The organism is Flavobacterium sp. LK-23 (assembly GCF_058135255.1).
Genome location: NZ_JBYUVT010000004.1, coordinates 145,306 through 167,396 on the forward strand (window position 1 = coordinate 145,306; position 22,091 = coordinate 167,396).

Below are 22,091 nucleotides of genomic sequence, written 5' to 3' on the forward strand. Positions count from 1 at the left end.
GGAATTTGGGATTTTTTTGTTTGGAATTTTACCTAATTCGGCTTTCACTTTCATTTACGCTCTTCTGCTTATATTCAGAATCTTTTATTTTTCCGAAAGAATAACGAACTGCAATAGAAATCTCGTTGGCATCGACTAAATATTTAAATTTGGAATGGACATTATTCACCGTAAAAGTATCAGTATAACTTGTCGCTTTAAAAATATCATTGTAATTCAAGGTACAGCTCCAGTTTTTACCAAATGTTTTGGCCAAAGACATATCGACCACAAAATTAGCTTTGCGTTCAAAAATCCCATCATTTTGTTTGGTTGTTCCCCAGAAAGAAAAAACGAAACTAAAATCTTTTGGTAATTTGAATGTATTGTTTGAGTAATAATACAAATAAGGCTTTGAAGGATGCAAAAGCGCCGTATCGTCTTCCACCTTACTTTTTACAAAAATTAGAGAGTTGGTTGTTTTCCAGAATTTATAGGTAAACGGAAGTGTAAAATCTATGGTAAAACCCGTTTCTCTTTTATAATTAATATCCGTGATCATTAATACATTGGTTTCCTCATTGAACACAAAACTCGGATTGGTTACTTCTTTCGTCTGATAATAACTCAATTTTAAAGTTTTGTCGTGATACTGAAATGAGCTTGAAACTTCGTCTACAAATGCTGGTCCTAAATTTATGCTGCTCCCATATAAAAAATACGGATTTATATACGTCGCAATCTGACTTAAAGACGAATAATTAGGCCTCACAATACTTTTTAAATAATTTACATTAATGCTTTTTATGCTATCAATAGGAATTGTAAGATCGGCTTTAGGAAACAAATTGGTGTAGTTTTTATCTATAGAGGGCGAAACTTGTGTTTTAAACTTGGAGTACACGTTAGTGTTTTCTGTTCTTAACCCGAATGAAAAATCGATTTTTTTCAGCTTTCCCGAAAACTGAACATAAGCGGCGAGGTTTTCTTCTTTAAAATCATAATCTGAAACTTCGCTTTTACCCTCTTCAAAATCAAAAATGTCAGCATTTGATTTTGATTTCGCTTTTAAATACAATCCGCCGTATTCCAGAGTCATTTCATTTTTGAACTTTTTCTCCAAATCGATCCTTCCAGAAAAAACATCCACATTAAATTTCTGATCCCGGTTTTGCGACAATTTAAAATCGGTTTCATTAAAATTATTTTGCACCAAACTCAACAAATGCTGATTGTAGTTGGAACCCTGAAAACCTATAAACAACTTAGTATCAATAGCTTTTATATTCTTTGAGTAATTGATGAATGAATTCATGAAATTCTTAGAACTGGAATTATCGCTAAAAGTGAAGACATTATTTATCTCATTCTGATTTTCATTAAAAGTGAAAGTGTTGATATCGAAAGTATCATTTCGCATTTTGCCATTTATATTAACCGACAAATAATCATCTTCATTTATTTTATAAAACACACCTCCTCCAAAAATATATTCCTTTACATGCGAATTTGCTGTCACATCATAATTGGAAACTATGGAAGCCTTCGGGATTTCATATTCCAAACTATGATTTTCCCACGGATTTCGTAGATTGTAATTAAAATTGGCTTTCCATTCTAATTTATCTTTTTTAAAGCTAGAATTAAACCCCAAATAATTATTGTAATTTCTTTTAAAAGAAGCCACTTCAGAAATTTCGGTTTTAAAACTATCTTTTTTACTTACTTTTCTCGTAATCAGAATCACAGCACGGCCTTCGGCTTCGTATTTAGAAGAGGGATTTTTAATAATTTCTACTGTTTTAATATCGGCAACAGATAAAGCATTTAAATCGCTTATCGTTCCTTTTTGACCGTCTATATAAATTAACGGATTTCCTTTTCCGACAATCGAAATACTTTCGCGATCACTGCCTATTTGAACCGATGGCAGTTTTGAAAGCAAATCAATCGGATTTGGAATTGTACTGTACACCGAATTGGCAACGTCGATCTTTACATTTCCGTTTGCGTTGCTAAACATTTTTTTCTCCTTACTGATTACTACTTCCTTTAATTCATTTGAAATCGAATCCTTTGGTGTTTCATTCTGAGCGTTTGCCATAAAGGAAAGACAAAAAAGCAACAGAGTAATAAGCAGTTTTAAGGGCAGGCAAAAATTCATTTAAAGTATATTTTTAGTTAATGGAAGTGCAAAAGTGCTTTGAAAACCCAGTTCTGAAAGTTAATCGTAGGTTAATGCAAGGTTAATCTCCTATTTGTTGGCTAAAAACTGTATTTTTGAAGCGTCATTTCAACCAATATGAAGCAAAGAATCAATTTATTAATCGGATTTTCTGTCGTAGCGCTATTTGTGCTTATGACGGTACAATGCTATTTAGTAAAGACAGCTTACGAATATAAAGTAGCGCAGTTTCATACGCAGATTAAAAACGAAATTGCTCAAATTACCAATAATTACAGCGATATCGATTCGGCTTTGGTTTCTAGAAAAGAAGTGCTTTACAAAAGCCTTTCAGAAAAATACATGAAAGGAAAAAAAAGTAAATTGGACATTAAAAATGGCGTTTTGAATGCGCAATCTCAAAACATAATAACTCAAAAAATCAAACGAAAATTGGAGAAAGATTTACCCGATTTTAAGATCGATTTTGCCATTGTTCTAAACAAATTTATTCTTTACAAAAACGAACAGGAAGCGGATACTATTTTCTCTGAAAAACCTTTTATCCAGAATAAATTGTACGGAAATCTGGCTTCTTTAAATCATGCCTTTTTAGTAAGAAGTTATGTTGGAACAACAAACGGCACTTTTGAAAATGAGGAATATAAATTATTGACAGAAGATTCGATGTACGTTTCTGTTATTGACTGGGAAATGATTATTCTAAGAAGAATGACGTTTATTCTCATCCTATCTCTTTTATCAATTCTGACTTTAATTACGCTTTTTGTTATAGCTTTAAAAGCTTTAGTCAAACAGAAAAAAGTCAGTGATGTAAAAACCGATTTCATCAATAATATTACGCACGAACTGAAAACTCCATTGGCTACTTTGGGGATTTCGACAAAGATTTTAGCGCAGAAAAACATTCGTGACAACGATGAAAATTTCAATTCGATTGTAAACACCATTTCGCGCCAGAATAACCGTCTTCAGAATCTGATTGATCAGGTTATGGCAAATTCTTTGGCAGAAAACGAAATTGAACTTCAAAAAGAAAAAATAGAAGCCGAAGATTTTCTGCTTTCTATCGTAAATGATTTTAAAATTACTTTTCCTAAAATCAATCTTAAAACCGATTTTCAGACTGAGAAAACTATTTTGGTTTTGGATAAATTTCATTTGACAACTGCTTTCTTAAATGTTCTCGAAAATGCTGTAAAATACGGATCAAACACCATTACAGTAAAAACAAAAATTGTCGAAAAACAATTTTCAATCAGTTTTGAAGATGACGGAATTGGAATTGCCAAAAACAAACAAGCGTTTCTTTTTGATAAGTTTTACCGAGTAGAACAAGGCAACCTGCACAACACAAAAGGTTTAGGTTTAGGTTTGTATTATGTTGACCAAATCGTAAAAGCGCATCAAGGTTCTGTAAACGTTATTAGCGATTTAGGAAAAGGAACTCAGTTTACTATTTTATTAAAAGTTTAATCCCTTTATTTTGAAAAGATTACTATTAGCCGAAGACGATTTTGACTTTGCGGCGATTTTAAAACAATATCTAGAATTGCATCAATTTGAAGTAATCTGGGCCGAAAACGGCGAAATAGCTTTGGACTTTTTTAAAAACCAGACTTTTGATATTTGTGTTTTTGATGTAATGATGCCGAAAATGGACGGATTTTCATTGGCTGAAAAAATAATTACCATTAATCCCGAAATTCCATTTATTTTTCTAACCGCAAGAAAACTAAAAGAAGATAAAATAATTGGGCTAAAACTTGGCGCAGATGATTATATCGTAAAGCCGTTTGAAGTTGACGAACTGGTGCTGCGTTTGCAGAATATTCTAAAAAGAATCGAACAAAAGAGAAGTCTGGACGGAAATAACATAATCGAAATTGGTTCGTATATTTTTGATAACGAACGTCTGACACTTAACAATAAAAATCATGTGCAGCAGCTTACAGAAATGGAAGCTTCTCTTATCGAATACTTGTATTTAAACCACAATCAGTTATTAAAAAGAGATCAAATTTTAATGTCGGTCTGGAAAAAAGACGATTATTTCTCCGGGCGAAGCATGGATGTTTTTATCAGCAGACTTAGGAAATATTTTAATTCAGATCCGAAAATCAAGATTGAAAGCGTTCGAAATATTGGATTGGAGTTTAAAATAGAAAAATAGCATCCTGTAAATCATATAATTTTATATAAGCAATTGTATAACAGCGATTAACTTATTGAAAATTAACTTTGTTAGAGAACTTTTAAATCTAACAATCATGAACCTAAAAAGATTTTTCGGTGGGTTGCTTACAATCCTCGGAATTGTAGGACTTATTTATACGGCAGTTATTTTTGCCGGCACATCTGGAGAAACCAGAGATATAAAATCGCTTATTATTTACGGAATATTAGGAATTGTCTTTTTCATGTCGGGCATTAGTCTGGTGCGAACAACGAAGGACGAAGCTTAATTTTTTTTTATTTTGCCACTAAGGCGCTAAGGCACAAAGTTTTTTTATCTCGCAAAGTCGCAGAGTCGCAAAGTTTTAAAAATTAATAAAATACTTTGTGACTCTGCGACTTTGCGAGCAATTTTTAAGCCTAAAGAAAAATAAAAACTTTGTGAGCAAATACTAATTGTAAAACTTAATTTGGATAGCGTCCAGATTTAGTTGGATGGTCAAAAATTAACGAAGAAAAAGGCTTTAGCCAAACTAGAAGATGTTTGGCTAAAGCCTTTAAAATTTAATTCATCATATCCTCCAGCTAAAGCTGAAGTCAATTCATAAAAATATTTTCTTTCGAAACTTCGGGATTGCAACTTAATGGACAATTTTAAACTCAAAGAAAATAAAATCTTTGCGACTCTGCGTCTTTGCGAGAGATAAAAAAACTTCGTGCCTTAGCGCCTTCGTGGCAAAATCACTCCGAAACAGGATCAAGATTCAGTTCTGTAAAATCTCTTTCTGTTTTCGAGATTATTATCGTTGCGACTGTGTTTCCTATTAAATTGGTAATCGCTCTGGCTTCGCTCATAAATTTATCTACTCCCAATAAAAATGCTAAACCTTCAACGGGAATTTTATGCAAAGCGGTTAATGTAGAGGCCAAAACAATAAACCCGCTTCCGGTTACGCCTGCTGCACCTTTAGAAGTAATCATTAAAATTCCGATAACGGTCATGATTTCGAAGAAACTTAAATGAACGTCATATAATTGTGCAATAAACAGCACCGACATCGAAAGGTAAATTGAAGTTCCATCCAAATTAAAAGAATAACCTGTTGGAATTACCAATCCTACAACCGATTTACTGCAACCCATTCGTTCCAGTTTCACCATAATACTTGGCAAAGCAGCTTCAGAAGACGATGTTCCTAAAACCAATAAAAGTTCTTCTTTGATATATTTTAAAATCGAAAAAATATTTATTTTATAATATCTCAAGATACTTCCAAGAACAAAAAAAACAAAAAGTGCCATAGTCAAATAAACACAAAGCATCAGTTTTCCTAACGGAATCAAAGTGGCAAGACCAAATTTACCAATTGTATACGCCATTCCGCCAAAAGCACCAATTGGAGCGAGATACATTACATATTTTAATCCGAAGAAAACCACTTTTGAGAATCGTTCCAGAACTAAAATAGTCTGCTCTCTTTTCTGATAAAAATTCAATGCAATTCCGCAGATAATAGCAGCCAACAAAACCTGTAAAGTAAAATTGGATAAGAAAAACTGCAACCACGAAAAATGTTCGGAAGCTCCTTTTGTATACTGACTTGCATCTCCAAATGTCAATCCCGATTTATCAATTTTTCCTGGCTTAAATATGTAAGCAACAGCGACACCAATTGCTAATGCAACGGTCGAAACCACTTCAAAATAAGTTAACGCTTTTACACCAATTCTTCCCACTTTTTTTAGATTTCCCATTCCCGAAATCCCTAAAACTATGGTCAAGAAAATAATCGGACCAATAAAAAGAGAAATTAGCTGAATAAACTTTTTGCCCAAAAATTCCATCTTCACACCATTTGCTGGAGAAAAATGTCCGAGTAAAATACCCGAAATAATAGCAATTAAAACCCAAAAAGTAAGATTGGTTGCAATGGTTCTGAAAAGGCTTCTTTTGGATTTTGAAGAAGAATTTGGAGTGGCAGTATTCATGAAAACAAGTTAGATAGTTTCACAAATATATAAAAAATGCAGACCTGTAAGCCGGATTCTGTTCTTGTCTCATTTTGCAACGATACAATACCTTATCATTTATCTAGATCCAGCATTACTACTGGACTCAATCTACCTACCCTTCGGCAACGAACGAGAAGCCCTTAAATGCCGATATACTTGGTATTTCACCGCATAGAGTTTACCTGGTTTCACTACAGCATTACCTGTACATACTTTCTGCTGCACTTGTCCTAATCCCTTTCGGAACCGACGGGCGTTACCCGCTATGCTTCTCTATGGTGTCCGGACTTTCCTCCCTCCCGATGAATCGGGACGACGATAAGGCGGTCTGCGCTGCAAAAGTAGGGATTTAAGCACTAACAATAACGATTTTAAATTTCAGATTTTATGAATTTTATCATAACATTTTAATTTTAAAATAGTTATCTTTAAAAATCTATAATTTAAATTCAGTTTATCATGAAAAGAATGTATCATTACGCAACTGTTTCAAAGGCTTTAGATCAATTGAATGAAAAAGGATTTACGTGCGATTTTAATCGAAATGCAGATGCGATTAAAAAGAATCCTGAGAAATTTGAAATTGTTCATGTGTATCGATACGAGGGTGAGTCAGACCCAGCGGATGAGGCAGTTGTATACGGAATTAAATCGACTTCGGGTAAAAAAGGAGTTTATGTTGCTGGCTTTTCGGCAGATTCAGATCAGGAAACAGCAAAATTTTTATTTGATTTAAGTATTAGGGGAAGGTAGTTTTTTTTAGAAGCATATTCCTGCTATTCGCTTGTATCTTTTCCTTGCTAAAGGAGCAAGAAAAAGGATACCGCTACTATCAGGGCTAGGCATTCTGTTTCAAAAGAAAATTTATCTTTTTACATTTTCAAAAAGTAACTATAATTTTGTCATGCCGAGGGGCGATAATTTCTAATCTTTTGCAGAGTTTTCAGTTGAGATCCCTCGTCCCTCGGCATGACATAAAATGAGAAAAATCTCTCCTATCTTTACACTTATTGCGGTTACCCTTCTTAAAACTTACTTTTTAAATCCATTCTTCCATGAAGGATTCTAACAATCTCAATTTCATTACTTGAAATAATGTGATAAAAGAGAATATGCTGATTTGATTTATACCCTAACAATTTTGCTGTTACACTATCGTATTTTCTTCCCAAACTCGGGTTTTCAGCAATCTCCTGACAGGAATCCAAAAGTAATAGATAATATTTATCAGCCTGCTTTTCTGACCATTCATCAAAAGTATAATTCCAAATATCAGTTAAATCTTCGACTGCTTTATTCGTCAAATAATATTTAGCCATTTTTTCTTTTTGCTTTTAAACTTTCAAGATGTTTCTTAGGATCAAAGTTTTCAGCGCGTCCACTATTAATCCCATCTTGAACTGCCTGTTTTAAAATAAGCAAACGATTCTCTTCTTCTTCCAAAAGACGTAATCCAGCTCTCACTACTTCACTGGCATTCTTAAATCTTCCTTCAGAAAGACTATTTTCAATGAAATTTTCAAAATGATTTCCAAGCGATATTGAAGTGTTTCTTCCCATGACTTTTCTTATTAACAATGCAAAGTTACCAAAAATTGGTAACTATTCATCCTTAATCTTAACTAATTTGTTCCTTGCAAGACATAAAATCACAACAAAAAAGTCCATCATCAAGACGGACTTTTATAACACAACATAACAAATTATGCTGTTGGTATTTTCAATTTCCAACCTGGTTTAATCAAATCAGGATTTGAAATAATGTCTTTATTCGCTTCAAAAATGTCGTTCCATGATATACCGTAAGCCGCAGCAATTTTAGATAACGAATCGCCTCCTTTTACAATATATTCTTTTGTTGTACCTTCTATAACAGCAATATTCATTACAACATCTGCCGATCTGTATTCAGGATCAATTTTTTCGTACGCATTCCAAAGTTTATCTTTGTCAGCTGCAGATTTAACTGTACCATCAACATAAAGCACATTATCCTGTTCTCTTACCTGCAAATTAGCAATTCCAATTTCGGATGCTAAATTTATCACTTCCCTGTATTTATCTTTCAAACTCATAACATCCTTATTTAATAGTTAATTTATTGTCTACTTTTTTAGGATGCAATTCCTGAATACTTTGCATTAAAGGCTGCAATCTATCTTTTGCAATTTCTCCCGAAAGCGTAACAACGCCACCAACAACAGTTGCACTCACTCCATCGTAAGCATCGACTACTTTACTGACAGCTTTATCCAAATCGGTATCCGAATTAATAATAACAGTCGCCGCCGCAGGTTCTTGATTGGCTCTGGCGAGTTCGCAGGTATTGACAACAGATTTGACACCTTTGGTTGCTCTTACGCTTTTTTCAATATTTTTCTTGAACATTTCATCGTCACAAATACCTGTAATTGTAGCCACACCTTCGTGTACCGCAACTTGAATATCAGGATCATTTACTTTTTCATTAATTGCTTTTTCAATATCAGCATCGTTAGTTTTACAGGATACCAAAGCAACAGTAAGGCACATTCCTAATAAAATGGATCTCATTTTCATAATATTCTCTTTTAATAATTTGTACTTCTAAAATTAAAGAGATTAATTAGCAAATGATTATAGGATATTATGATGAGATTTATATGTTTTCAATTAATCTGGGGTTATTTAGTAACATAAAATGAGAATAAATTTTTCGATTAAATCACAACAAAAAAAGTCCATCATTGAGATGGACTTTTGCAACACACCATAAGTAAAATTATGCTGTTGGTATTTTTAACTTCCAACCTGGCTGTATGATGTCTGGGTTTTTAATAATGTCTTTATTGGCTTCATAAATAGTCTGCCATGAAACGCCATGCGCTTTTCCTATTTTTGATAAAGAATCTCCACCTACAACAGTATATTCTATCGCAACTCCTTGAGAAACTTCAATATTCATTACTACATCTGCCGATCTAAAATCAGGATCTATTTTTCCGTAAGCAGCCCAAAGTTTTTCTTTATCATCTGCAGATTTTGCTGTTCCGTCAATATACAGCACATTATCTTGTTCTCTTACTTGCAAATCAGCTACTCCTAAATTAGAAGCTAAATCTGTTAACTCTTTGTATTTATCTTTTAAACTCATAACATCAATTATTTAATAGTTAATTTGTTTTCTACTTTTTTAGGCTTCAATTCCTGAACACTTTTTATCAAATTTTGCAATTGACTTCTTTTGATATCACCAGTAAGTGTAACCACGCCATCTTTAACTGTTGCCGTTACACCGCTGTAGGTTTTTACTACCTCATTTACTGAAGTGGTTAAAACTGCATCCGGATTAATTTCTACAGGAGCTGCAACTACAGGTTCTGGAGCTGGAATCTCACAATTGTTCACTACCGATTTAACTCCTTTTATTCCTTTTACTATGCTTTCTGCATTTTGTTTGAAAGCGTCATCCTTACAAGTACCCGAAATAGTCGCAACACCTTTCTCTACAGTCACTGAAACTCCAGGTAATTCGCTTAATTTTGCAGTAATTTCCTTTTGAATATCTGCATCTTTAGGTCCACAAGCCACTAATAAAAAAGCAAAACTCATTCCTAATAACATCGATTTAATTTTCATAATGATATCTTTTTTAAATTAATTAATCTTCTAAGTTAACGAATAAATCAATCAAGTATTACATAATAATCTTACATTTTTAAATATTATTGATTTCTTAAAATTAGCTCATAAAAAAAGTTTTGAATCTTGCAATTCAAAACTTCTATGACTTCATAAAACACAAACAACTATTTATAAATCAATTACCAATAACAAAGATAAACCTCTAAATAGTTACTTTGCCCAAGCTTTACATTTTACCGTATCGCTGCTGTTCAGAAAAATAGATAATAATTTTTTTTCCATTCTTTTTATATGGGTAAAACAATTCATAATTTCCTTTACTAGAACTATATCGTAATTCCTGACTGTTTTTACTAAAAACTTCATTCAGGTAAGCTCTTTCTTCTTTAGTCGTCTTATAAATATAATTTACCTTTTTAGGCTGTATGCTATCATTTGAATCTAAACTTTCATTGTAATAGGCATTAAAACCAAGAAAAACAGGCGAGTCTTTAATAGAATCTTTTACAATTAAGGTTACGCTCGGAAAGTTTTTATCTGTTTCAGACAAAACTCTTAAAATGCCAGTGGTTTCCTTGATATATGCTTTAGAAAAAGTATAATTTAGTAGTTTATCACTATTTGACTTGTTTGACTCTATGATTGATTTTGCAGAATCAATTAGCATTTTTTCTTTTTTAGCAGAAGTTAGATAATTGCCTCCAAAAAGTATAATTAGAATTAACGGAAAAATTAAAAGCAAAGTCAAAACCTTACGTCTAGTCGATTTGACATTTACTTCGTCTTCATTTTTTCTTTCGGCAATTCTTGTCAAATTAAACATTAGATTCACTATTAGAGATCCAGCCATAAGGGCAAGAATTCCGAGAATGCTTAAATAAAAACTTTCGGTCATATTTTCTCTAAATACTTTTAACCCGAAAACTTCAATTACGATAAAAGTAAAAACCCAATACAATAATAAAAGTATAGACGTAATCCCGATAATATTGCTTAATCTGACAATTTGTTTTGCGTTCATGAATTATAAAAATTATATTTTTTTTGAATTAAAGCTATTTTAGTTTCGGATTAAAAATAGTACATTTTTTATTACAAAAATTTAATTTACAGATGAAAAAATTAAGCCTAAAAAGATTATTATTGTATTCAAAATTGACTTTATGAAATTGAAATATCGATTACTTTTTACAATTTTATTGATTGCCAATTATGCTTTTTCTTGTGATTGCAAGCCAATTGACCGAGAGAGCATGGTAGAAATAGGATTAAAATATGAAATTGTGTTTTACGGAGAAGTTATAAAAGTAGATTCAATAAAGAAAATTTATACTTTTAAAATCATAGAACTCTTTAAAGGGAAATACAATTCTCAGTTCATTACTCAAAAATACTCTGGCAACTGTTCTAATGTTCCATCTCTAAAACAGCTTTGGATTGTTTATGCCAATTTTAATGACGACAACACTATCGAAGTGAGCGGTTGCTCTCCAAGCACTGGATTTAGACCTTATGGAAGTAACTCCATGCCTCCTCCTCCAGAAATCAAAATCTCTCAAAAGATAGATGATCAAATAAAATCACTGTCTTTTTATGTTTGGGATCTGAAATTTGAAAATCGAAATTTACAAGATTGGATATATCAATTAGAAAAGTTGCGCGCCTATAAAAATGCTCAAAAAGAAATTTCTGATAAAGAAAGAACAGAAACAAAATTGGAAACTTACAGTCAATATATTATCATTTCTTTGATTGTCAACATCGTATTATTTCTGAGTTTACTCTTTGTTATTTTGAAGAAAAAGAATTTCGCCAAATAACTAAAATCGGTTTTAAACAACGAAACAAAAGTCATATATTTGCTATCGAATAAAAAAGAATATGGAACAATTTGTAGTATCGGCACGTAAATATCGCCCGCAGACATTTAAGGATGTTGTGGGGCAAAAAGCCATTACCAACACTTTGTTGAATGCTATAGAAACCAATCACTTAGCTTCTGCTCTTTTATTTACAGGACCACGTGGAGTTGGTAAAACTACCTGCGCCCGTATCTTGGCTCGAAAAATAAATCAGCCTGGATATGATGATCCTACCGAAGATTTCGCATTTAATGTTTTTGAGCTAGATGCCGCTTCAAACAACTCGGTTGATGATATTCGTAACCTTATCGATCAAGTTCGAATCCCACCTCAAACTGGACAATACAAAGTATATATCATTGACGAGGTTCATATGTTGTCTTCGGCAGCTTTTAATGCTTTTCTTAAAACATTAGAAGAACCGCCAAAACATGCTATTTTTATTTTAGCAACAACAGAAAAACATAAAATTCTTCCAACGATTTTATCTCGTTGTCAGATTTTTGATTTTAAAAGAATTACCGTAAAAGATGCTAAAGAACATTTGGCAGATGTTGCTGAAAGTCAAGGAATCGTTTTTGAAGATGATGCACTGCATATTATTGCTCAAAAAGCAGATGGTGCTATGCGTGATGCTTTGTCTATTTTTGACCGTGTAGTTTCTTATTGCGGTACCAATTTAACGCGTCAGGCTGTAACTGAAAACCTAAACGTTTTAGATTACGAAACTTATATTTCGATTACCGATTTACTTTTAGAAAATGAAATTCCGAAGCTTTTATTGGCTTACAACGATATTCTAGCTAAAGGTTTTGACGGGCATCATTTTATTGCTGGTTTGGCTTCGCATTTTAGAGATTTATTAGTAAGCAAAACGCCTTCGACTATTGCTTTATTAGAAGTTGGAGAACAAGCGCAGCAAATGTATGCAACGCAATCGCAGAAGTGTTCTCAAGAATTTTTATTAAAAGGAATTGACATTGCAAATGATTGCGATTTAAAATACAAATTAAGTCAGAATCAACGACTTTTAGTTGAATTATGCTTGATGCAATTGGCCTCTATCAACTTTGATGGAGAAAAAAAAAAGCTGAGCAATTCATAATTCCGCCCATTTACTTTAAAAACGGAGGCTATTCTATAGTTGAAGTTGCAAGTGTAAAACCCCAAACTTCAAATTCGGAAGAAAAAAATAATGTCAATGCTAATTCAAATAGCAATGATACTCCTGTTGCTGCAACTATTTCAAATACAGCACAAATTCCTGTTGAGACTCCAAAAGTTCAAACTCCAGAAGTTCCAAAAGCAGATGCAAGTGGCGCTCCTAAAGTTTCTGCTTTTTCTCTTGCTAGTATCCGCAAGAAAAAAGAATTGGAGGCTAGCACAAAATCGTATGTTAAACCATCTTCTGTTTTACCAACTGAAGAGTTTAACGAAACCGACATGCGTCTTCATTGGAACAAATATGCGGAACGTTTAGGCCAAAAGGGACTTAGAATCATGGAATCGATTCTATTGATTAGTGATCCTGTTTTGAACGGAACAACAATTTCTTATGAATTGCCAAACGAAGGATCAAAACTAGAATTTGAAAGTCAGATGAACGGTTTGTTAGGGCATTTAAAAGGTCATTTGCACAATCACGATATTACTATTGAAGTAATTGTAAATGAACAGGCTGAAACGAAACGAACTTACAACAACCAAGATCGTTATAATCGTTTCTTAGAAATCAATCCAAACATCGAGCTTTTACGCTCAACATTTGGATTGGATTTAAAGGATTAATTTTTTTTAATAGCCACAAATTCACGAATTTTTCTTTTTAAATTCTTTTTTTTTCTATTTCATGTTATTAAAATAATTACTCAAATTATTTATTTTTGAACCCTAAATTGTAAACTTTATCTAGCCACTTTTTTCTTTGTTCATCATTCGAGCCTTTTACAATTCCGATGTAGCTTACTTTAACTGGTTTTATACCGCAGAATTCTAAAGTTGATTTTTTTAATTGATTAACACTTGGTCTCCCAAAAAAGAAACGATAATACCAGCTTGGCTGATCTAGGGTTGTAATAATGTGAGCTGTTTTGCCTTTTAATAATTTATCCCACCAAACTGAATTTTCACGGTATTGAAAAGCAATTCCAGGCAAAAATAATCGATCGATAAACCCTTTCGTTATCGCTGGAAGTCCACCCCACCAAACGGGATGAATCCAAACTAGATGATCTGCTCTTTTTATTTTCTCCCAAGATTCTAATAAATCGGGTTCTAAATCTGTTCGTTTTTGATAACCGAATTTAAGATTTGGGTTGAAGTTTAAATTGGCAATTGTGATGGTTTCTACTTGTACACCGGAAGCAATTGCACCTTTTTGATACGATTCTGCAATTCCGAAATTGAAGCTTTCGGCATTTGGGTGTCCGTTTATAATTAGTATTTTTTTCATGTGAAATGTTTTATCAAAAATACTATTAGTATATTTTCTTTTACTAGACAAATGTCCTGAAAAGTCCTTTCGCCACAGATTACACAGATTAAAAGGATTTTTTAGACCATTGCTTTTCTAATTCTGCTTAAATGCCTTGGTGTAATTCCTAGATAAGAAGCTAAATATTGTAAAGGAATTAACTGAATATACTTTTGATGATTCTGGCAAAGTTCTTCGTAACGCTGTGCTCCAGATAATTTCTGAAAAGAAATCATTCTTTTATGCAGGTTTACAAATTCTAATTCGGTTAATTTTCTGCCCGTTTCTTGCCAATTGAATCCTGACTGGTAGAGTTTTTCTAAAGCTTTTCGGTCTAGAATTTGCAATTCTGTATCGGTTAAAGCCTGAATATTTTCCTCTGCTTTTTCTTCGGTAATAAAACTGGCGAAGGAAGCCATAAACTCATTTTCGAAAGCAAAACAATTGGTAATTTCGTCTCCTTTATGATTGACAAAAAAGGAACGGAGAATTCCTTTTTCAATAAAAACTATTTCGTTGCAAACCTGATTTTCAGTCAATAAAAGCTCTCCTTTTTTCAATGTGCGAAATGTAATTAAATCGTCTAAAAGACTTAATTCATGAGCAGAAAAATCTTGAATGGACTGAAAAACAGATTTCATAGATTATTCGTTTGAAGCAAAAATGTTCTCGATTCTTTTGTCTGGAATAAGCCATAACAATGCCACTGTAAAGTAAGCGGCTCCAGAAATCCACTGATTGTAAAATGCAGTAACAATTCCGATTACATATAAAAATAAAGAGATTTTTCCTTTATAATCTTTTTTAAGCACTCTTCTTAAAGCAGAATCTTTTCTTTCGCTACACATAATGGTATATTGCAAAATAATATAGGAGATTGCCGAGAGAAGCAGCACGACGCCATACATTGTCATTGCAGCCTTTTCAAAATTATGTTCGCCCATCCAAGCGGTAGAAACTGGGATTAAAGAAAGCCAAAATAAAAAGTGCAGATTACTCCATAAGATTTTTCCGTTTACCTTTAATAATCCATGAAGCAAATAGTGGTGATTATTCCAATATATTCCAACATAAATAAAGCTCAAAATATAACTTAAAAACTTCGGGATAAGCGGTTTTAAATCTGCAAATTGATGTCCTTCTGGCGCTTTAATTTCCAAAATCATAATCGTAATAATGATTGCCAAAACGCCATCACTAAAAGCTTCTAGTCTGCCTTTATTCATTTACTCAAAAATATATAAACATTAAATTTTACCGAAATACATTGCTTTTACAATACCATCAGAAAGTCCGATTTTAGGAACATAAATCTTAAATAGAACTATAAAATTCATAAAAACAAAATACACAAGATTATTTTTTCAAAATCTTACCATTATAAAATTTATTATTACCATCCTTAACCATATAAATATACATCCCACTTGGTAAACCAGCCGGCAATATTCCATGATGAGCAAATTTAGCAACTTCAAAATTTTCTGAATAAACTTTTTGTCCATGTACATTAAACAATGAAATATTTTTTATGCCTGTTTCACTTTCAAAATTTAAAAAATTTACGATGACGCTTGGATAAACAATTAGATTGTTTTTATTAGAAAAATAATTATCGTCTATAGATAATGTCTGTCCAAAACTTTTGGCTCCTATATCAACAATAGAATTATCTAAATCTTTACGACTAGGATCTCCAGCATCAATAGCTATTGAGGAAGATAATAATTCACAAAAAGTTGTATCTGATGATGATGTAGAAGAAAATTGAGGATCAGAAAATAAATTAAAATAGGTATCTGAAGGAGTTCCATTATTGTTCTTCGTAATTATGCTTCCGACACCAATAGGCAAATTATTATTTCCATTTAAACTATTCGCATAAAATAAGTTATATGCAACTTGAGATGGCTTCGGTTTCCCTTCCGAATAAATTGCATATATATTATTATAAGCTAAAATATTAGAATTGACAATAGGAGCAATATTAGTCGTCTCGTAGTTATCCAAAAAAATCCCATAATTAGTAAAAATTATTGTATTATTAAATATACGAGGATTATTTCTAGGCACACTAATACCGTGATTAGAATTGAAAATAATATTTTTCTCAACTAAAGTATTAGTACCAGATAAACTTATACACATCTGACCGCAATTACCAACAGTATTATTAATAAGCTCCGTATTTAAAGCATTCGATCTCACTAATAGTCCACCTAATCTAGTATTATTTATTTTATTTCTAGAAATTTTAGACACTCCTTCACCATCTACAATAACTGCCCAATCACTATTATAAATCTCATTATTAATTATAAAATTAGAAGAACTACTTGTAATACTTATAGCCGTTCCATTTGTCTCTCTTATGATACTGTTAGAAATATTCGCCTTTCCTAATACTCTAATCATTCCATTCCAATCTGAATTCTCTTTTCCATATTCAATAACAGAATAATTCATAACCGCTTCTCCATTAATAACTATCTGATTCCAATCATCTCTAGATGGAGGAACTTTAGATGATGAAAATTTCACATAATTATTTACATTTCCATCAACATTTAATTTTCCATTAACAATCAACGAATATTTCCCTTCAAATTTTATTTCTGTACCTTCTTCGATATTTAAAACCTTATTAAAATCAACAGTAATGTTTCCTACAATTTTATAAGTATTCTTTTTTGTCCAATTTCCTTCTACATAACCAGATATAGCAACTAAAGTTTTTGAAGACATAGTATAATTATCAATTATTAGATCTGACCCAACAAAAACATTATCAATTTGGTATGTTTGGTATCCTTCTTTTGAATAAACAACATTATAAATACCATTAGCTAATTGCACTTTAAAATATCCACTTAAATCAGAATAAGTTTCTGCAAAAATTGCGCTTGGAGATACTGGTGAAAAAGTTATTTTTATATTTTCAAAATTTGATTTGTCATCAAGAAAAGCATTTCCAGAAACTTCTGAAGAATACGAATTAAAATAACTAAAGAGAACAAACAATAATAGTAGTTTTTTTATCATATGCAGAAATTATAAGGTTAAAAAAATATGGGCATAAAAATATAAATTTACACCCATACTAAAAATTATTAAGTTAAGTATTAAATTTTACCGTAGTACATTGCTTTTACAATACCATCAGAAAGTCCGATTTTAGGCACATAAATCTGGCGTGCACCACTCCATTTCATCGCATTCAGATAGATACGAGTGGCATGGATAATTACGTCGGCACGGTCGGAGTTTAAACCTAATTCGGCGATTCTCTGTTCGTAAGTCAACGAATTTAAAAATGCATACTGCGAGTTAACATAAATGTACGAAAGCGGTTTTTCTTGCTGTTTTCCAGACATTTTAAACAACTTATTGATGTTTCCTCCAGAACCTATCAGTGTTACCTCATCGTAATCGGCTGTATTGGTTTTAATCCATTTTTCGATCTCATCCCAAACTGAATCATGAACCATATTATTCAGTAAACGAACAGTTCCCGCTTTGAAAGATCTTGAAGTAATCATTTTTCCGTCAGAGAATAAGGTAAACTCGGTACTTCCACCTCCAACATCCACAAAAAGATAGGTTTCGTCCGATTTAATTAAATGATGCAAATCTGTAGAAGCAATAATTGCGGCTTCTTTTTTACCGTCGATTATCTCGATTTTAATGTCGGCTTTTTTCTTAATTAAAGCCACCACTTCTTTTGCATTATAAGCTTCGCGCATTGCAGAAGTTGCAAATGCCATATAACGCTCTACTTTATGTACTTTCATCAAAAGGTTGAATGCTTTCATGGCATCAACCATTCGATCTATATTTTCTGGTGAAATTTCTCCAACTGTAAAAGCATCTTGTCCTAAACGAATTGGTACACGAACAAGGGAACTTTTGTTAAACTGCGGTTCTTTGCCTTCTTGTTCCACAACGTTAGCGATCAAAAGCCTCATGGCATTCGAACCGATATCTATCGCTGCAAACTTCCTAATATTAATCATGCTCACTTTATGATTTGAAATTGGTATTTATTATTAATTTACTTTTTGAGGAACCTCTTCTAATATTGCTACTTTATTCTGATAATATTTATAGGTTTCAAATTGTGCTCTAAATGGGGCATGATGATTTTTCGGCTTATATTTATTATCTAATTTATATGAATGATATCTTACTTTTACGTTTCCTTTCCACGCAATATTGAAGTTATCGATCAATTCTTTTTTAATTTCCAGATCATAAATTGGACAGGTTACTTCCACTCTTCCATCAAGATTTCTAGTCATAAAATCGGCAGATGAAATGTATACTTCGGTTAAACCTGCGTTTCCGAAAATGTAAACTCTCGAATGCTCTAAGTAATTGTCTACAATACTTATTGCTTCTATGTTTTCGCTCATTCCTGGAATTCCTGGAATTAAAGAGCAAATTCCTCTTACTTGAAGTTGGATTTTCACTCCTGCATTACTTGCTTCGTACAATTTATCGATCATTTTAAAATCGGATAAACTATTCATTTTTAATTTGATGTGTGTTTTTCTACCAGCAAGTGCATGCAGAATTTCACGATCGATCAGTTTTATAAATTTAGTCCTTGTATAATGAGGAGAAACAATTAAATGCTTGTATCTATGAACTCTATAATTGATATCGAAAAACTCAAATATTTTTGAGGTGTCTTTTAATATTCCTTGATGGCAAGTTAAAAGCGTTACATCGGTATAAATCTTCGCTGTAGATTCGTTGAAGTTTCCAGTTGAAATGAATCCGTAACGGCGGTTTTTACCTTCTTCTAATCTTTCGATTACACAAATTTTACTGTGAACTTTTAATCCTTTAATACCAAAAATAAGTTCAATGCCTTCTGTCTGCATCTGTTCTGCATAAGAGATATTCGAAGCTTCATCAAAACGTGCTTGAAGTTCGATTTGCACTACTACTCTTTTACCATTTTTAGCCGCATTTATTAGAGAACTAATGACTTGCGAATTTTTAGCTAATCGATATAAGGTAATTTTGATGCTTGTAACTTTCGGATCTAAAGCAGCTTCACGCAAAAATTTGGTCAAATAAGAAAACGACTGATAAGGTGCATGAACCAAATAGTCTTTTTTACTGATTTTTTCTAAAATACTACCTTCTAAACTTAAACCAGGAACTGGCATAGGTTCATTTGGTTTGTATAATAAATCGTATCTGCCAAGGTTTGGAAAACTCATATAATCGCGACGATTATGATATCTTCCTCCCGGAATTATACTATCTGTTTCTACAATTTTCATTTTATCTAAGAAAAACTGGAGTGTATCTTCTTCAATTAAATTATCGTAAATAAAACGAACAGGCTCTCCAATACGACGGTCTTTTACAGAAGAAGCGATTTTTTCGAGCATACTTTTACTCAAATCACTATCTATATCTAATTGTGCATCGCGGGTAATTTTGATCATGTGGGCAGAAACACTCTTATAATCAAATATATTAAAGATGTTTTTCAGTTTGAAACGAATAACATCATCAATTAAAATAACATATTGTTTTTCGTCATCAGAAGGAAGTACAACAAACCTGTTGATGGTTTTTGGAATTTCTATTAAAGCATAGCGAACCTCATCATTAGCCAATTCTAAACGAACAGCCAGATAGCCTAAAGTGTCTTTAAGAATTGGAAAAACGGCTAGATCATTTAAAATGATGGTTACTAACTCTGGGCTTAATTTTTGGTTATAAAAATCTTTTAAGAAACACTCTTGTTTTGGTGTAATCTGTGTTTCATTTATGATAAAAATATTCTCAGACTCAAGCTCTGCTTCAATATTGCCAAGAATACGCAAACTTTCAGATTGTTGCTGAATAACGATTTCGGTAATATCTTTAATTAATTGATGCGCAGAAATACCGCCTAAATATTTTTCGCCAGAAATACCCGAGAGGCTTAATCGCCGAATGGCCGCGTATCGAACTCTAAAAAATTCGTCTAAATTGTTTGAAAAAATTCCAACAAAACGCAGTCTGTCTAAAAGTGGCACTGTATTATCTGCAGCTTCTTGAAGTACTCTTGCATTAAACGCTAACCAGCTTTTTTCTCTATCGATATATTTCTGTTCGTACACTGTTATTCTTTTAAATCTTTGGGGAAAATAGTTTTATGTGTTTTGCCCTTATGGATCGTATCCCAACTGTCGGCATCAAATTGCAATGATACAAAGCCCGAAGTTGGAACATTCTCTATAAAAACATCCCCAAATTTATTAACAAAATTTGTAATAGCCTCGTTATGTCCGAAAAGAATAACGCTTTCAAAACTATTATCACACGATTTAATAACTTTTTCGAGTTGTTTTTCATCGAAAGTGTATAAATCATCTCTAAAAACAATACTTTCTAGAGGATAAGATATGTTTTGCGCAAAAATCAAAGCAGTTTCTGAGGCTCTCGCAGCTGTACTGCTCCACATTATATATGTTTTAGGTAGATACTCTGAAATATTTAATGAAACATCATGCGCATCTAAAATTCCCCTTTTCATTAACGGACGATCAAAATCTTTTAATGGTGCTTCCCAGCTAGATTTCGCATGACGAATTAAAATAAGATTTTTCATAAACAGCAGAATTTAAAAACCTGAATTGCAGGCTATTTTTAATTAAGTTCTAATTTACAAAAGAAATTTTAAACCTTATCCTTTTTTTATTTCTGTTAACATTATAACGAAATTTTAACAGGAATAAACAATTCGCAATCTGTTAACAATTACAAAATCATAGAAAACCAAAAATCACATTTTATGTACTTCATCTATAAAATTAGCATTTAGTCGATAATGTGACAGTTCGTAATATTTTAACTAAATATTTGATTATTAGATATTTATACTATTACAAACAAACCATTTTCAACTAATAAATCAAAAAAATGTACGAAAAAATTTCACTTTTTAGAGTTAAAAAAAAGCGTTTTTGAGTCAATTTTTGACAAAAAAACAACACTTCAACGAGTTTTTAGGTTAGTTATAGATAAAAAAATAATATTAGAAAAACTCTAATATAACTTTGATTCTGTTAAAATTTCATAAATACTTTAAAACTAAATCTTAAGTTATGAAAACAAAATCTACTCTTGAAAAAGCAGTAAAATTTGTAAGCAATTGTAAGTTTATTTTTTTCTCGAAGAAAAATATCTTTAGCAAAAACATTTTTAATCTGCTTTGCTTATTAATTACTTCAGTTGCATTTTCGCAAGCTGGTTCGTGTAATTCTGAGATAACTATTGACGGAGAGAATTATCAAAAGTACAATGGCTTTGAAGTTTCGTTTTTACTGCAGGTTAAAAATACTGGAAGTAATACGGATACTTATCAATTATCTGCTGAGAACTTTTCAAATTTTCCAGAAAACCCTGATGGCAGTACTACAAAAAGCAATGTTTTAATGAACAATAGACTGGAGAGCAAAAATTATGTTCCCCTGAATAAAACACTTACACTTTCTCCAGGAGAAACGGCTGAGTTTTATGTAAAACTAAGCTTGGCTGATATTTCTACACTCGATCAATGGAACGGCACTTCGGTCACAGTAACTTCTACCACTTGTCCCGACAGTAAAAGCCAAACTATTGTTCATACCTATATTCCCCCAAAAAAGACAAAAGGTATTGGATTTACTTTGCCAGTATTAGACCTAAAAAATAATACAACTCCCAAAACATTAAGTGCTTTTTACTACTCTATGTAGGTGCAAATCGTTTTCAGTTAGTTAAAATATTATAT

Annotated in this window: 24 protein-coding genes and 1 other RNA gene; 8 read left to right on the forward strand and 17 right to left on the reverse strand. The window is 32.2% G+C overall.

What is annotated here, in order from left to right; genetic code table 11:
• Positions 1-28: 28 nt before the first annotated feature.
• Positions 29-2,083 (reverse strand): outer membrane beta-barrel protein, encoded by a 2,055-nt coding sequence (locus tag AC3Y25_RS08135; protein WP_489902403.1) that lies wholly within the window; start codon positions 2,081-2,083, stop codon positions 29-31.
• Positions 2,084-2,281: 198 nt separating this feature from the next.
• Here AC3Y25_RS08135 and AC3Y25_RS08140 point away from each other — a divergent pair, with 198 nt between their 5' ends.
• The 3 genes from AC3Y25_RS08140 to AC3Y25_RS08150 all read left to right on the forward strand — a co-directional run bounded on the left by AC3Y25_RS08140 (position 2,282) and on the right by AC3Y25_RS08150 (position 4,629).
• A complete protein-coding gene (locus tag AC3Y25_RS08140) occupies positions 2,282-3,640 on the forward strand; it encodes a sensor histidine kinase (protein ID WP_489902404.1) in 1,359 nt (452 codons plus the stop codon).
• 10 nt (positions 3,641-3,650) lie between these two features.
• A complete protein-coding gene (locus AC3Y25_RS08145) occupies positions 3,651-4,337 on the forward strand; it encodes a response regulator transcription factor (RefSeq protein ID WP_379795474.1) in 687 nt (228 codons plus the stop codon).
• A 97-nt stretch (positions 4,338-4,434) separates the two neighbouring features.
• Entirely contained in the window at positions 4,435-4,629 is a 195-nt protein-coding gene (locus tag AC3Y25_RS08150; RefSeq protein ID WP_427874542.1) for a hypothetical protein, read from the forward strand.
• A 451-nt stretch (positions 4,630-5,080) separates the two neighbouring features.
• Here AC3Y25_RS08150 and AC3Y25_RS08155 read toward each other — a convergent pair whose 3' ends face one another.
• Positions 5,081-6,328, reverse strand: coding sequence for a cation:dicarboxylate symporter family transporter (locus AC3Y25_RS08155; RefSeq protein WP_489902405.1), 1,248 nt, complete (start codon positions 6,326-6,328; stop codon positions 5,081-5,083).
• A gap of 31 nt (positions 6,329-6,359) precedes the next feature.
• An RNA gene (gene rnpB / locus AC3Y25_RS08160) (RNase P RNA component class A) lies at positions 6,360-6,687 on the reverse strand.
• Positions 6,688-6,811: 124 nt separating this feature from the next.
• Here rnpB and AC3Y25_RS08165 point away from each other — a divergent pair.
• The gene (locus AC3Y25_RS08165; protein WP_008467915.1) at positions 6,812-7,105 is read left to right on the forward strand and encodes an SH3 domain-containing protein; all 294 of its coding nucleotides are present in this window, start codon (positions 6,812-6,814) and stop codon (positions 7,103-7,105) included.
• Positions 7,106-7,377: 272 nt separating this feature from the next.
• On the opposite strand, the gene AC3Y25_RS08170 is transcribed toward AC3Y25_RS08165, so the two are convergent.
• The 7 genes from AC3Y25_RS08170 to AC3Y25_RS08200 form a co-directional block, all read right to left on the reverse strand.
• On the reverse strand, positions 7,378-7,671 hold the full coding sequence (locus AC3Y25_RS08170; protein ID WP_489902406.1) for a type II toxin-antitoxin system RelE/ParE family toxin: 294 nt from the start codon (positions 7,669-7,671) through the stop codon (positions 7,378-7,380).
• Positions 7,664-7,912: a type II toxin-antitoxin system ParD family antitoxin gene (locus AC3Y25_RS08175; RefSeq protein ID WP_427874545.1), complete on the reverse strand. Its 249-nt coding sequence runs from the start codon at positions 7,910-7,912 to the stop codon at positions 7,664-7,666. Before AC3Y25_RS08175 ends, AC3Y25_RS08170 begins: the two co-directional genes overlap by 8 nt.
• Before the next feature lie 143 nt (positions 7,913-8,055).
• Positions 8,056-8,427: a LysM peptidoglycan-binding domain-containing protein gene (locus AC3Y25_RS08180; RefSeq protein WP_489902407.1), complete on the reverse strand. Its 372-nt coding sequence runs from the start codon at positions 8,425-8,427 to the stop codon at positions 8,056-8,058.
• Between the two features lie 7 nt (positions 8,428-8,434).
• Positions 8,435-8,911, reverse strand: a complete 477-nt coding sequence (locus tag AC3Y25_RS08185) for a BON domain-containing protein (protein WP_489902408.1) — start codon at positions 8,909-8,911, stop codon at positions 8,435-8,437.
• Between the two features lie 202 nt (positions 8,912-9,113).
• Positions 9,114-9,485, reverse strand: coding sequence for a LysM peptidoglycan-binding domain-containing protein (locus AC3Y25_RS08190; RefSeq protein ID WP_489902409.1), 372 nt, complete (start codon positions 9,483-9,485; stop codon positions 9,114-9,116).
• Between the two features lie 8 nt (positions 9,486-9,493).
• Positions 9,494-9,970: a BON domain-containing protein gene (locus tag AC3Y25_RS08195; RefSeq protein WP_320491944.1), complete on the reverse strand. Its 477-nt coding sequence runs from the start codon at positions 9,968-9,970 to the stop codon at positions 9,494-9,496.
• A gap of 232 nt (positions 9,971-10,202) precedes the next feature.
• The gene (locus tag AC3Y25_RS08200; protein ID WP_489902410.1) at positions 10,203-10,997 is read right to left on the reverse strand and encodes a hypothetical protein; all 795 of its coding nucleotides are present in this window, start codon (positions 10,995-10,997) and stop codon (positions 10,203-10,205) included.
• Positions 10,998-11,139: 142 nt separating this feature from the next.
• Between AC3Y25_RS08200 and AC3Y25_RS08205 the strand changes: the two genes are divergently transcribed.
• From AC3Y25_RS08205 to AC3Y25_RS08215, 3 genes are all read left to right on the forward strand, one after another.
• A complete protein-coding gene (locus AC3Y25_RS08205; RefSeq protein WP_489902411.1) occupies positions 11,140-11,796 on the forward strand; it encodes a hypothetical protein in 657 nt (218 codons plus the stop codon).
• A 61-nt stretch (positions 11,797-11,857) separates the two neighbouring features.
• Positions 11,858-12,943 carry a DNA polymerase III subunit gamma/tau gene (dnaX, locus tag AC3Y25_RS08210; protein ID WP_248727475.1) on the forward strand — a complete coding sequence of 362 codons (1,086 nt, stop codon included), beginning with the start codon at positions 11,858-11,860 and terminating at the stop codon, positions 12,941-12,943.
• 266 nt (positions 12,944-13,209) lie between these two features.
• Positions 13,210-13,626 (forward strand): DNA polymerase III subunit gamma/tau, encoded by a 417-nt coding sequence (locus AC3Y25_RS08215; RefSeq protein ID WP_489902412.1) that lies wholly within the window; start codon positions 13,210-13,212, stop codon positions 13,624-13,626.
• 85 nt (positions 13,627-13,711) lie between these two features.
• Here AC3Y25_RS08215 and AC3Y25_RS08220 read toward each other — a convergent pair whose 3' ends face one another.
• The 7 genes from AC3Y25_RS08220 to AC3Y25_RS08250 all read right to left on the reverse strand — a co-directional run bounded on the left by AC3Y25_RS08220 (position 13,712) and on the right by AC3Y25_RS08250 (position 20,927).
• Complete coding sequence (locus tag AC3Y25_RS08220) at positions 13,712-14,290, reverse strand: NAD(P)H-dependent oxidoreductase (protein ID WP_489902413.1); 579 nt, start codon at positions 14,288-14,290, stop codon at positions 13,712-13,714.
• A gap of 101 nt (positions 14,291-14,391) precedes the next feature.
• Positions 14,392-14,952, reverse strand: coding sequence for a Crp/Fnr family transcriptional regulator (locus tag AC3Y25_RS08225; RefSeq protein WP_489902414.1), 561 nt, complete (start codon positions 14,950-14,952; stop codon positions 14,392-14,394).
• A 3-nt stretch (positions 14,953-14,955) separates the two neighbouring features.
• Positions 14,956-15,537: a TMEM175 family protein gene (locus tag AC3Y25_RS08230; protein ID WP_489902415.1), complete on the reverse strand. Its 582-nt coding sequence runs from the start codon at positions 15,535-15,537 to the stop codon at positions 14,956-14,958.
• A gap of 130 nt (positions 15,538-15,667) precedes the next feature.
• A complete protein-coding gene (locus tag AC3Y25_RS08235; protein ID WP_489902416.1) occupies positions 15,668-17,353 on the reverse strand; it encodes a right-handed parallel beta-helix repeat-containing protein in 1,686 nt (561 codons plus the stop codon).
• Positions 17,354-17,433: 80 nt separating this feature from the next.
• The gene (locus tag AC3Y25_RS08240; RefSeq protein WP_111363603.1) at positions 17,434-18,324 is read right to left on the reverse strand and encodes a Ppx/GppA phosphatase family protein; all 891 of its coding nucleotides are present in this window, start codon (positions 18,322-18,324) and stop codon (positions 17,434-17,436) included.
• Between the two features lie 33 nt (positions 18,325-18,357).
• The gene (gene ppk1 / locus AC3Y25_RS08245) at positions 18,358-20,436 is read right to left on the reverse strand and encodes a polyphosphate kinase 1 (protein ID WP_250836703.1); all 2,079 of its coding nucleotides are present in this window, start codon (positions 20,434-20,436) and stop codon (positions 18,358-18,360) included.
• Positions 20,437-20,438: 2 nt separating this feature from the next.
• Positions 20,439-20,927, reverse strand: coding sequence for a SixA phosphatase family protein (locus AC3Y25_RS08250; protein WP_427874557.1), 489 nt, complete (start codon positions 20,925-20,927; stop codon positions 20,439-20,441).
• A 496-nt stretch (positions 20,928-21,423) separates the two neighbouring features.
• On the opposite strand from AC3Y25_RS08250, the gene AC3Y25_RS08255 reads away from it, so the two are divergent.
• On the forward strand, positions 21,424-22,056 hold the full coding sequence (locus tag AC3Y25_RS08255; protein WP_489902417.1) for a hypothetical protein: 633 nt from the start codon (positions 21,424-21,426) through the stop codon (positions 22,054-22,056).
• The last annotated feature ends 35 nt before the right edge of the window (positions 22,057-22,091 follow it).